The sequence below is a fragment of the Streptomyces sp. NPDC097640 genome (assembly GCF_040302705.1).
GTDB lineage: Bacteria > Actinomycetota > Actinomycetes > Streptomycetales > Streptomycetaceae > Streptomyces.
Genome location: NZ_JBEOSB010000004.1, coordinates 84,244 through 96,868, shown reverse-complemented (window position 1 = coordinate 96,868; position 12,625 = coordinate 84,244). Strand labels below are relative to the sequence as shown.

Here is a 12,625-nt window from a genome sequence, read left to right as displayed (position 1 = left end):
CCGAACCCCTCACTCACACACGCACACATGCAGCGAAGCGAAAGGACGTGCAGGATGCCCGACTACGACCTGCTGGTCGTAGGGTCGGCCAACGCCGACCTGGTGATCGGCGTCGAACGCCGCCCGGCCGCCGGGGAGACCGTCCTCGGCTCCGGCCTCGTCGTCCACCCGGGCGGCAAGGGCGCCAACCAGGCCGTCGCCGCCGCCCGGCTGGGCGCCCGTACGGCCCTGCTGGCCCGCGTGGGCGACGACGCCTACGGCCGGCTGCTGCTCGAGTCGCAGCGGGCGGCGGGCGTGGACACCGCGGGTGTCCTGGTCGGCGGCGCGCCCACCGGCGTGGCGCTGATCACCGTGGACCCGTCCGGCGACAACAGCATCGTGGTCTCCCCCGGCGCCAACGCCCGGCTGAGCCCTGAGGACGTGCGGGCCGCCGCGGCGCTGCTGGCCTCGGCCCGTGTGGTCTCGCTTCAGCTGGAGATCCCGCTGGACACGGTCGCCACGGTCGCGGAGGTGGTCCGTACGGCACGGGGCGGCGACGGCGTCGGCGAGGGCGGCGACGGCACGGACGGGGGCGGCGACGGCACGGGCGAGGGCGGCCCGCGGGTCGTCCTCAACCCCTCGCCGCCCGCCCCGCTCCCCGCCGAGGTGCTGGCCGTCTGCGATCCGCTGGTGGTCAACGAGCACGAGGCGCGCTTCCTGCTGGGCGACGACCCGGCGGGCCGCGAGGAGGCCCCCGAGGCCTGGGCGGCCGCCCTGCTGGCGCGCGGCCCGCGCTCGGTGGTGGTCACCCTGGGCGCGGCGGGCGCGTTGGTCGCCGACCGCGACCGTACGGCCCTGGTCCCGAGCCTCCCGGTCAAGGCGGTGGACACCACGGGCGCCGGGGACGCCTTCACCGGCGCGCTGGCCTGGCGTCTGGGCCTCGGCGAGGACCTGGAGACGGCGGTGCGGTTCGCCGTACGGGTCGGCGCGGCCGCGGTGACCCGCGACGGCGCGCAGGAGTCCTTCCCCACGGCGGAGGAGGTCGCGGCGCTGTGAAGCGGTCCGGGATTTTCAATCGTCAGCTGAGCGGGGCGCTGGCCGAGTTGGGCCACACCGACACGGTGATGGTCTGCGACGCCGGGCTGCCGATCCCCTCCGGGCCCGCCGGTCCGCCCGTGGTCGACCTCGCCTTCGTGGCGGGGGTGCCGTCCTTCGAGCAGGTGCTGACGGCGCTGCTCGACGAGCTGGTGGTCGAGGGCGCGACCGCGGCCCTGGAGGTGCGGGAGCACAACCCGTCGGCGACCGCCCTCCTGGACGGCCTCTTCCCCGGTCCGGCGCTGGAGCTGGTGCCGCACGAGGAGCTCAAGGCGCGGACGGCGGCGGCGCGGCTGGTGGTGCGTACGGGCGAGGCGCGGCCGTACGCGAATGTGCTGCTGCGCTGCGGCGTGCCGTTCTGACCGGTCGCCCGCCGGGCGCACGCGCGGACATCTGCGGAGATACTTCGAGGGGCCCGGCCATCGGCCGGGCCCCTCGTTTCCCCCTCCGCAAGGCTTCCTCTCAATCCCCCCGGATCCCCCAGGAAGCCTGACGCCAGATACGACCCGCGCGGGGCCGGAAGGGTTGCACGAATTCCCGGAGTTTCGACATCCTCCCCGCCGCCGCCCGCGCCGCATATGGTCGAGCCGGTGATGATCACACCGGGAGGGTGATCACGCGCGGGACCGGAAGGCGGGAGCGGCGGCATGCGGGTGATGACCTGGAACGTCTGGTGGCGATTCGGCCCCTGGGAGCGACGCCGCGAGGCGATCCTCGCCACCCTGCGCTCGGTGCGGCCCGATGTGCTCGGCCTCCAGGAGGTGTGGGCGGACGGCGCCGAGAACCTGGCGGAGTGGCTCGCGGGGGAACTCGGCATGCACTGGACCTGGGCCGCCTCCGACCGCCCCCAGAAGTGGCAGCGCCGCATCGGGGACCCGACCATCGACTTCGGCAACGCGGTGCTCAGCCGCTGGCCCATCGCCGAGCGGGACGTGGCCCGGCTGCCGGCCGCGGGCGGCCCGGACGACGGGCGGCTGGCGCTCTACGCCCTGGTGGACGCGCCCGGCCACGCGGTGCCGTTCTTCACCACCCACCTCAACGCCGACCTGCACGAGTCCGCGGTGCGCTGCGCCCAAGTGGCCGCCCTGGCCCGGTTCATCGCCGAGCGCCGCGGCGCCACGCCCTTCCCGGCGGTGGTCACCGGGGACTTCAACGCCTGGCCCGACTCCGACGAGATGCGGCTGCACGGCGGCTACCGCACGGCCCCCGCCGTCCCCGGGCAGGTCCTGCTGGACGCCTGGGAGTACGCCGACCCGGCGGCGCCGTCGGCCACCTGGGACGCCGCGAACCCGTACGTGGCCCGGACCTTCGAGCCGAGCGCGCGCATCGATTACATCCACGTCGGCCCGCCGGGACCCGACGGCCTCGGCCACGTCCGCTCCGTACGCCGCGCGGGCGACGGGCCCGTCGACGAGGTCGGCGTCTGGCCCTCCGACCACGCGGCGGTCGTGGCGGAGCTTGCGACGGGCGGCTGGTAGGCCGCCCGCCGCCGCTTCGGCAGGCGGCCATGAAGGCCGCGCCCGCGGCGAGGAATATCTCTCCGACGATGTCGTCGACGTTCCTGGGATGAACACGTCGGCGTACGAAGCATGGCTTCTTCCCGTAGCTTCCGCCTCTACGTGTCCGAGCCTCCCCCGGATATGCGACAGAGGAATTCCCACGGTCGTCCGGGACGTCCCGGACGACCGTCCCGCACGTCTCTGACCAGGCAGGACAGCGCCGGCCGGGACGGGACGGCGGCGGACTGTCCGGGACGACGTCCATCCGTTGTTCCGCCCGGTCCGCCTTGGTAGGAATTTTGTTGCCGGCAATCAGGCGACATCACGGTCTGCTCGATCTCGACGAGCTGGAAAACGGGGAGAAGAGAGTTGACGGCCATAAAGACAGCCATGAAAAGCGAGGGGGAAACGGCGTCCCTCTCGACCATCGACCGGGAACCGCGGGCGGCGGAATCGCTCATGCTCTTCAGAGTTCTCGGCCCGATGGAAGTCCTCGGCGGACACGAACCGGCCTCACCTCTCAGGCGGGCCATTCTCACCGCCCTTCTGCTCCGCACCGGGCAGGCCATCACGGTGGCCGAGTTCACCGAGTTGCTGTGGGACGAACCACCCGCCTCCGCCGCGGCCAACATCCGCAGTCACCTCACGGCCCTGCGCCGCGACCTCGACGACATCGAACCGGGGCTGAGCCGACGGGTGCGGACCTGCCGCGGAAGCCTCAGCGGCTACGCGTTGGACGTCGCCCCCGAGGAATTCGACGTGCCGATGTTCATGGTGTCCGCCCGGCACGGCCGGAACCTGCTCCTGCGCGGCGACGCGGACCGGGCGGTGGCCGCGCTGGAGAAGACGGTGGCCCTGTGGCGCGGCCCGTTCGGCCCGAGCCTGCCGCCGACCCGCTGGTTCGGCGCCCATGTCGCCGGGCTCAACAGCGCGCGCTTCGACGCGTACCAGGACCTGTTCACCGCGGCCGTTCTGGCCGACCGCACCGAGACGCTCTCCTATCGGATCGAGAGCGCCCTCGCCGAGGCGCCCTATCGGCAGCGTTTCTGGGAGCTGCTGTCCGCGGTGCACTGCATCAACGGCGACGCCGTCGGCGCCCTGGACGTCATCGGGCGGTGCCAACGCCTGTTCGCCGACGACCTGGGGCTCGACCTGCCGCCGAACGTCGCGGCGATGCGGACCGCGGCGCTGAACTGGGACCGCGCGGAGGCCCAGCGCCTCGTGGCGGCGCTGGCGCCGGCCGCCTGACGCCTGTGCGGGCCGTATGCACGGCCTGTGCGCGAACCCCGCGCTTCGCGATGCGGCCAGTCAACAACGGCCTCGCAGACTGAGTTCACGGGCCGCCGGAACAGCGGGGCGCTCGGCGCCCGTATTCAATCCGACGAAGGAGAAAGAAAATGCGTGAGGAATTCGAGGGCGACGTTCCCCTCGTGGAAGAGCTCGCGGAGCAGGACCTCCACGACGCCGCACAGAACGGCGGCACGATCGGCCCGGACCAAATGGCTCCCTTCATCATGCGCGTCAGTGCGCACTACGGAGGGAAGGGCGGATTCGGATTGTTCTGCACCTTGACCAAGGAATGCCAGCCCAACTGCAACTGACGAACCAAACACAGAAGGGAATTGCCATGCAGAAGGACACCGACATCCTCGGCGCATGGGACGAAACCGAGCTCGTCGAACTGAGCGAGGCGGACGTCCACGGGGGCACCGGGCCCGCGTGCGTCGCCACCGGCCTCATCCTCGGTATCACCGCCATCCAGGCCGGGGTCGCCACCGCGGTCTCCGCGGCGTTCTGCCCCACCACCAAGTGCACCAGCAGGTGCTGAGCGCCGGGTGCCCGGTTCGGTGAGTGCGTAACGCATCGCGGTGGAACGGGGGCCCGCGTACGGGCCCCCGGTTCCGCCCCGTCCGCCAAATCCGGCGCGCCCACATGAATATGGAGTATGACGAGTCGTGAAAACCACAGCCCCGTACTATCCGGAACTGAGCGAAGCCCAGATCTCGGATGCCATTGCGCCGCTGGCGCAATTCGACGCACAGACCCTCGAAGTGTTTCGAGGCACAGAAAGTCCCCGTGCCACCGAGCTCCCGGCCATCCGCGCCGCGGTGGTTCAGTGGTGCGCGGCGCCCGAGCGTTATCCGTTCCAGAGGATCACCAGAATCGCCGCCGCCTCACTCACGGACCCCGATCCGGTCACCCCGTTCGCGCCGCTGTTCACCGATCCCCCGGCTGTGCTGCGGCAGTTGCTGGAGCGTGCCGAGGCCCGGCTGCGCGAGGTGTACACCAGGCCGCTGGTCGCCGCCATCAACCACGCACGCCGGCAGGGTCGGCTCGTGGGTGCGGACCCGGCTCTGCGGTACCAGCATTTCGTCGACCAGTCCATCCGCGGGTCCTTCGAAGAACTGAGCGGCCTGTCGTTTCCCGTACTGCGGCATGTCACACGCGTCGTGCTGACCTACGAGGCGCATAACTTCCGGGAGCTCTGCCAGAGGCTCACGGCCGACCGGGACGCGATCGCCGCCACCTTCGGCATCGACCCGGCGGACCAGGTCGTCTCCTGCGGGTTCGCCGACGGCGACGCGCACCACCACGGCCGCAGCGTGTCCGTCCTCGAGTTCCGGTCCGGCAGGAAGCTGGCCTACAAGCCACGGGACGTGTCCTGCGAGGCCGCGTACACCGTCATCGCCCGCGAGGCCAACGACTGGCTGGGCACCTCCCTGGTCGCCGCCAAGGTCCTGGAGCGGGCCGGCTATGGATACGTGGAGTACGTGGCGGCGGAGGACGTCGCCGACATCTCCGCACCGTTCATGCAGGCCAGTGGCGAGCTCGCCGCCGTGATGTACCTGCTCAACGCGCAGGACATGCATTTCGAGAATGTCGTGGCCACCCGCCGCGGCCCGGTGCCGATCGATCTGGAGACGATCCTCCAGCCCGTCCGGCTCCACCTCGGCACGCCCGCCGAGACACCGGACAATGCCCATCACAGGATCACACAGTCGGTCTACGGCATCGGGATCCTGCCCCTGCTCATGGGCGGCCGGGACGAGGACTCCGGCTATGTCGACCTCGGCTTTCTCGGCGAACAGGGCGGCGGCGAGTCGCCGTTCAAGTCCCTTCAGTTCGAGGCTCCGTTCACCGACGAGGTGCGACTGACGCTGAGCAAGCAGGCGGCGGAGGAACGGCAGACGGTCGTGGGGACGCTGAGCCAGGACGAGGTCCATGCGCTCGGCGAGGGGATGGCGGCCGGATTCGTCCGGGTGTGCCGCGCGGTGATGTCGGACAAGGGGCGCTGGACGGCGCTGGTGCGCAAGGCGGCCGCCGGTGTACGCGTGCGCTACCTCCACCATCCGACGATGGTGTACGCGCAGACGCTGCGTACGGCGTCGAGCGCCCGGGCCATGAGCGACCGCGCGTCCTATCTGGCGGTGCTGAAGCGGGTGGCCATCGCCAGCCAGTCCGCCGCGCGCGCGATCGTCCGCTCCGAGCTGCGGCAGCTCGCGGGTCGCGACATCCCCTACTTCACCGTCGCCGCGGCGGACGTGGCCCTCATGGACGGCGAGGGCGCCGAGGTCGGGGCGGTGCTGACCACATCGCCACTCGAACTGGCCGCGGCGAAGGTCACCGCCCTGACCGAGTTCGAGGTGAGCGAGCAGCTGAGGCTCATCCGCTCTGCCTTCTCCTGCCGGTTCCCCGACGACCATCTGACCTCGGCCGACGACTTCGAACCCCCGCTGCCCGGCGCCACGGCGGGCGGGCGGTCGACGGGGGACCCGGGCGACACGCTCGCCGGGGTCGTGACCCGGCTGTGCGACACCATGGTCGCCTCGGCCCTGCCCGACCGGTACGCCGATCTTCCCCACACCTGGATCGGTCCGCTCGCCTCCGCCCAGTCCAATCGGCCATGGCCGCCCGCGGTGCTCGGATACGACCTGTACACAGGGAGGGTCGGCCCCGCGCTGGCCCTGGCGGCGGCCGGCCGCGTCCTGGACCACCCCGCCTACCGGGGCCTCGCCACACAGATCTTCTCGGCCATCGCGGAGGGCCTGTCCGATACACCGTCCGAGACATCGGACACACGGCAGACGGCGCCCTTCTCGGCCTACGCCGGATCGGCCGGCACGCCGTTCGCGCTGGCGGCGGCGGGCAGGCTGCTCGGACAGCCCGATTGGGTCCGCACCGCGCAGCAGGCGGTGCCCGATGTCCTCGATCTCGTGGGCGCTCACCCTGCCGCCGACCGGCCCCTGGACATGATCAGCGGACTGGCGGGCGTCCTGTCCTGCGTGACGGCGATCGGCGGACCGCACGCCGGCGAGTCGGCCGCCGCGCTGACGGCCATGGTCACGGACGCCCTGCGGCCGGACGCCCATCACCCCGTACTCGACCAGTCCGGCTTCGGACACGGGGTGAGCGGTGTCATCCACGCGCTGAGCCGGGCCTACCCGCGCCTGCCCGAGCAGCAACGAGGAACCGTTGACGCCACGCTGTCCCGCCTGATCGCGCGGCTGCGGGACTTCTACGCCCCTCGTGAGGGCGACTGGTACTCCAACGTGGCCACCCCCTGGTCCTTCGCCACCGGCTGGTGCCACGGCTCGGCCGGCATCGCGCTCGCCCTGAGCGCGTACGGCGCGATGACCGGCGACGAGTCGGTGGAGCGCATGCGGAAGGTGGCCGTGGGCAACATGCTCCGCCGTGGCTTCGGGCGCAATCTGACCTGGTGCCATGGGGATCTCGGCAACCACGACATCCTCTCCGCCGTGGCGAGCACAGAGGATTCGCTGCGCGCCGAGGTCGCGGTCGTCGAGCGGACCTGGCTGCGCCCCGAGGTGTTCACCCGCAAGGCCGCGGACACACGGAGCCGGTACGCGCACACCAACAGCCTCCTCGTCGGGACCGCCGGGATGGTGATCCATCTCGTCAACCGCCTCGATCCGTCCGTCCGCCTGTCCCCCGTCGACCTGTCCCAAGTCGATCTGAGCGCGGAGGGCCGATGACATGACGTGGAATACCATCCTCCGCCGGTCCGGCCCGGCCCGGCGGGTACCGACGATCACGCAGGTGGCCCAGACCGAATGCGGCCTGTGCTGCTGTGTCGCGGTGCTGCGCTACCACGGGCGCGCCGAGGAGATATCCAGCGCGCGGCAGGTCATGGATGCCGGCCGGGACGGCCTCAGCGCGACCCAGTTGGCCCGCTTCCTCCGGGAGCGCGGCATGGACGCGAAGCTCTTCCGCGTCAAGGACGTGTCGGCGCTCGCGAAGTTCACCTCGCCGGTGATCCTCTACTGGGAGGACTACCACTTCGTGGTGCTCGAGCGGTTCGACGGCCGCGGAGCGGTCATCATGGACCCGGCGCTCGGGCGGCGGCGCCTCAGCAGGAAGGAACTGGAGGCCGGCTTCAGCGGTATCGCCGTATCCGCCGAGCCCGGCCCCGACTTCGAACCGACGCCGCGGAAGTTCATGGCGGAGTGGCGCGGTGTCCCGCTCTTCGCAAAGGGTTCGCGCAGGCGCATCGCGCTGGTGGGGCTTCTCTCGCTCGGTGGATACGCGGGAACCCTCGGCATACCGATGCTGACGGAATGGGCGGTCGACCGGTACGTCCGCTGGGGAGGCCTGGACGACCTGGCCACGGTCCTTTCGGTCATCGTCGCCGTAGCCGTCGGGTATTTCGCGCTGTATCTGCTCAGAGTCGCCGTGCTCTCGTCCGTGGTGGCGATGATGGGCGAGCATCTGATGATCCAGACGTTCTCCAAGCTGCTCTCCCTGCCGTACAAGTTCTTCACGACGCGACAACCCGGCGACCTTCTGTTCCGGCTCAGCAGCGTGAATGTGATCAGGGATCTGCTCTCCTCGCGCGTGGCGCAGGGTGTGCTGGACGTCGGGACGCTGATATGCGTCAGCGGCTATCTGCTGATCGCCGAATGGCGGCTCGGCCTGGTAACGGCGGGACTGTCCCTGGCCAATGCCCTGTATCTGATGAAGACCCGGGTCCGGGTGCTGGAGTCCGTGGACGCGGAAATGACTCAGCTGAGCAGGAGCCAGTCGGCCCAGCTGGACGCGATCGTCTCGGTGCCCACCATCAAAATGGGCGGCTATGCGGCCGAGTTCCTGACCGGCTGGAGCAAGGTCTATTCCTCGTCCCTCCAGGCGATGAAGGACCGTATGCGCCTGCAACAGGGCCGCATCTCGGGCCTGACCTCCACCACCCAGATGTTCGGCCCGCTGATTCTGCTGCTGTCGAGCCTGTACCTCGTCGGCCACGGACAGATCTCCCTGGGCCAGGCCATGGCGGTGCAGACGGTGTCCGGCACCTACTTCGCGCTGTCGACGTCGGTGTTCCAGACCTGCACCGAGTTCGCCGAGGCGTCCCGCTACATGGCGCGGCTCAACGACATCGTCGAGACGCCGTCGGAGAACCGGGGCGGCGACCTCAAGCAGCTGCCCTCGACCTCCATCCGCCTGACCGACATCGGCTTCCAGTACACGGCCCACAGTGACCCGGTCCTGAGCGATGTCTCGATCGACATTCCGGCCGGGGCCAAGGTCGCCCTCGTCGGCACCTCGGGATCCGGTAAGAGCACGCTGGGGCAGATCATCTGCGGTCTTTACGAACCGACGCGGGGCACCATCGAGTTCGGCGGGCGGGACATGACCGAATACGACAAGGATTCGCTGCGCCGCTCCATCGGATACATCCCCCAGGAAGTGCATCTACACAATCGCACGATCCTGGAGAACCTGACAATGGGCCAGGACATCTCCGAGGAACAAGTGCGCGAATTCTGCGAGAGCGTCGGAATTCTCGACTTCCTCCAGGACCTTCCCATGGGGCTCAACACCCTGATCTCGGAAATGGGCGCGAACTTCTCCGGCGGTCAGCGGCAGCGGCTCGCCATCGTACGGACCCTGCTCCAGCGGCCCGCGATCCTGGTGCTCGACGAGGCGACGGCCTCGCTGGACACCATCAACGAGCGACGCGTCACGGACATCATCCAGGACATAGGCGCGACACAGATCATCATCGCCCACCGACTGGCGACCATCAAAGCGGCCGACCGCATTTACGTGCTCGACCGCGGACGCGTCATCGAACAAGGCACACACGAGGAATTGCTGAACGGAGGACCGGTCTACATGAATCTCTACGCGGAAAGTGACCCCGATGTCCTGATATCGGGACCGGAAGGCATAACCGGCCCGGAGGGCCCGGTCCCCGACCCGGACGTTTCGATCCCCGCATTCCTCCCCTTCTATCAGCACCTCGTGCCCAGGAGTTCCGTGGTCGCGGCGCTGCGCGAGGTCATGGCCCCGGTCACGCGCCCCGAACGGCGCGAGGCGGTGGTGGACACCATCTGGGGGGAGCTGCTGACGGCTGTCGAGGGCCACTCCTTCCGTACGCTGATCGGCGAGTTCCACACCTTCCGCGAGGGCCTGGGGCTGCCCATGACGGCCGATGTCGACGAGGCGCTACAGCGGTTCCGCAGGCATCTCGGCGCGCCCGGCACCTGCCGGCGCATCTCCGACGCCTACCCGGTGCTGCGGCAGCGCCTGGCGGCTCTGGTGGACAACTCGCTCGACGCGTACACCGATATGTTCGCCGCGTACACGGCGGACCAGGAGGCGCTGCGGGCCGACTGCCTGACGCCCCGTACGGCGGCGGCCGGGGAGCTGGTCGAGGACATCTTCCTCACCGGGTCCGATCCGCACAACGACAACCGCCAGGTGATCGGGGTGCGGCTGACCAGCGGCGCGCGGCTGATCTTCAAGCCACGCGCCCTGGCGACGGACAGTTTCGTACGGGACCTGTACACCGCCGCCGACCCCTACCTCACCTTCTCGCTGCGGGACTGCCTGCCCATGTCGGTGACGTCCGGCTCGCACGGCTGGCAGCAGTTCATCCCCTCGGAGCCGATGACCTCGCCCGATCAACCGGCCCGGTACTTCTACCGGTTCGGCGCGCTGTGCGCGATCCTCTCCGCCATCGGGGCATCCGATCTGCACGACGAGAATCTGCTGGCCCACGGCGAACACCCCTGCGTGATCGACACCGAGACCGTCCTGCGGCCGGACGCGGGCGTCGAGAACGACACGCTTCCGCACCTGCTGATCAATCACATGAAACTGTCGGTCGCCTCCACGATGCTCGTCCCCTCGATGAGCCCTGCCTCCCCCGTCGACTTCCTCATGGCGGGGGTGGGTGTGGCCGGCGATCAGCCGTCCAAGATGACCCGGACGGTGATCCGCGACATCGGCACCGACGGCATGTCCGTCGGGCGGGACCCCATCACCTACCGGCAGGACGCCAACCTGCCACGGCTGGGGGACGCGCCGCTGTCCGCGACCGACTACTTCTCCGATGTGCTGGCCGGCTACACCGACGCCCTCGAGTTCGTGCGCGGCGGTTCGATCCCGGCGCTCCTCGACACGCATCGGGACATGCCCGTCCGGTATGTGCTGCGGGCGACGCTGGTCTACAGCCGGTTCATGGACGCCTCGACGCACCCCTCCTACCTCTCCCGGCCCGAGGAGGCCGAGCGGCTGTTCGGGCTGCTCGGGAACTCCGGCCAGTTCACGGCCGAGTTGGCCCGTCGCGTCGGCGACGAGGAGCGCGCCGGTATGCACACGGGGAACGTGCCCTATTTCAGCTCGCGGGCGGACTCCACCGACCTGGCGACCTCGCGGGTGCGTTTCCCGGAGGTGTTCAAGACCTCCTCGGTCGACCACGCCCGGCGTGGCGTCACCCTCAACGCCGCCCGGCCGGACGGCTACCACCACCACCTGCTCGAGGAGTGCTTCGGCGAGGTGTTCGGCGAGGACAACCCGGCCGGGCTGTCCCGGCACAGCGTGTTCGCAGCGCCCCTGCGCCACGCCCGCCCGGGCAGGTGGTGGCCGGAGATCGCGCGGCGGATCGCCGACCTCGGCGTGACCCTGCACACGCCGGACGGCCCGCGGACCGGCTGGCTGGGCGGCATCGGCCCCGGGCGGGCCGCGGCGACCATCACCCCGGGCAACTTCGTCTCGTTCCACGACATGGGTGGCATCGTCGCCTTCCTGAACCGGGCCACCCGCCTGGACGACGGCTTCCGGAACATTCACCTCCGTGCGGACCGGGGGCTCGACGAGCTCCTGGCGGGCTACGGCGAGAGCCTGAACCAGATGCCGGAGTCCGTGTTCAGCGGCGCCTCCTCCCTGCTGCTCACCCGGCCGCAGACGGCGCCGACCGACTGGCTCGGATCCCTGCTCGACAAGATCGACGCCCGGTCCGCGTCGAACGACCTGGAGACCGACCTCAGCAACGGCCCGGCCGGTCTGCTGATGGTCCTGCTGTCCCGCCTGGAGGCCGGCGACGACCCGGCCGCCCTGTGCGGCGAAGACCGGCTCGTGCGCCTGCGCGATCTGGCCCTTGGCCATCTCCAGGCCCCCAGGACCGCACCGTGGTTCGATCTGGCGCACGGCGAGCTGGGGCTCCAGTGGGCCCGCGCCCGTATCGGAAGGGTCCTCGGCGACGAGGCGCTCGCCAGGGAGTCCGCCGACTGGCTGACGACTCGGGCCGGTTCCGGCACGGGCGGTTCGCTCGCGGGGTGGTGCAACGGCGCCGCCGGTCTGCTGTTGGCCTCCGCCGAGATCCTGTTCTCCGCCGGCCGGGCGGACGAACTCTCCGGCCGTCGGCTGACGACCCTGGTCGAGGCGGCGACGCGGCTGCCCGCCCGTCGCCCGGTGGACCTGTCGGTCTGCCACGGCAGCAGCGGCGTCGTCCAGTCGTTGATCGCCACGGGGCGCGTGCTCGGCGACGACTCGCTGCTGACCCGGGCGCGCGAATACCAGGAGCTCGTCCTGGCCAGGGCCCGCGACAACGGGTTCTACACGGGGGCACCCGGCCGCACCTCACTGCTCGGCTACATGCTCGGCTGGGCCGGCGTCGGCGACACGGACGCCCTGCTGCACGCCGCGGAGCAGAACCACGACGACGGCTTCTTCCGCGTCCCGGTCGCGATGACCTCGGAATTCACGCGGTCGGCCCAGCCGGCGGGCTGATGTGGTGAGTACCGGACAGC

8 protein-coding genes are annotated in these 12,625 nt (G+C 70.4%); all 8 read left to right on the top strand.

Annotated elements, in window-relative coordinates:
* Positions 1-54: 54 nt before the first annotated feature.
* The 8 genes from ABTY62_RS06960 (at position 55) to lanM (ending at position 12,605) form a co-directional block, all read left to right on the top strand.
* Complete coding sequence (locus ABTY62_RS06960; RefSeq protein ID WP_352128360.1) at positions 55-1,035, top strand: ribokinase; 981 nt, start codon at positions 55-57, stop codon at positions 1,033-1,035.
* Positions 1,032-1,436: a D-ribose pyranase gene (rbsD, locus tag ABTY62_RS06955; protein WP_352128359.1), complete on the top strand. Its 405-nt coding sequence runs from the start codon at positions 1,032-1,034 to the stop codon at positions 1,434-1,436. The genes ABTY62_RS06960 and rbsD overlap by 4 nt, the downstream gene beginning before the upstream one ends.
* Positions 1,437-1,721: 285 nt before the next feature.
* Entirely contained in the window at positions 1,722-2,552 is an 831-nt protein-coding gene (locus ABTY62_RS06950) for an endonuclease/exonuclease/phosphatase family protein (RefSeq protein WP_352128358.1), read from the top strand.
* Between the two features lie 480 nt (positions 2,553-3,032).
* On the top strand, positions 3,033-3,821 hold the full coding sequence (locus tag ABTY62_RS06945; RefSeq protein WP_352128357.1) for an AfsR/SARP family transcriptional regulator: 789 nt from the start codon (positions 3,033-3,035) through the stop codon (positions 3,819-3,821).
* Between the two features lie 149 nt (positions 3,822-3,970).
* The gene (locus ABTY62_RS06940) at positions 3,971-4,174 is read left to right on the top strand and encodes a lichenicidin alpha family lanthipeptide (protein WP_311729639.1); all 204 of its coding nucleotides are present in this window, start codon (positions 3,971-3,973) and stop codon (positions 4,172-4,174) included.
* A 26-nt stretch (positions 4,175-4,200) separates the two neighbouring features.
* Positions 4,201-4,401 (top strand): class II lanthipeptide, LchA2/BrtA2 family, encoded by a 201-nt coding sequence (locus tag ABTY62_RS06935; protein ID WP_311729640.1) that lies wholly within the window; start codon positions 4,201-4,203, stop codon positions 4,399-4,401.
* A gap of 127 nt (positions 4,402-4,528) precedes the next feature.
* Positions 4,529-7,567, top strand: a complete 3,039-nt coding sequence (locus ABTY62_RS06930) for a type 2 lanthipeptide synthetase LanM family protein (RefSeq protein WP_352128356.1) — start codon at positions 4,529-4,531, stop codon at positions 7,565-7,567.
* A gap of 1 nt (position 7,568) precedes the next feature.
* On the top strand, positions 7,569-12,605 hold the full coding sequence (gene lanM / locus ABTY62_RS06925; RefSeq protein WP_352128355.1) for a type 2 lanthipeptide synthetase LanM: 5,037 nt from the start codon (positions 7,569-7,571) through the stop codon (positions 12,603-12,605).
* Positions 12,606-12,625 lie beyond the last annotated feature (20 nt).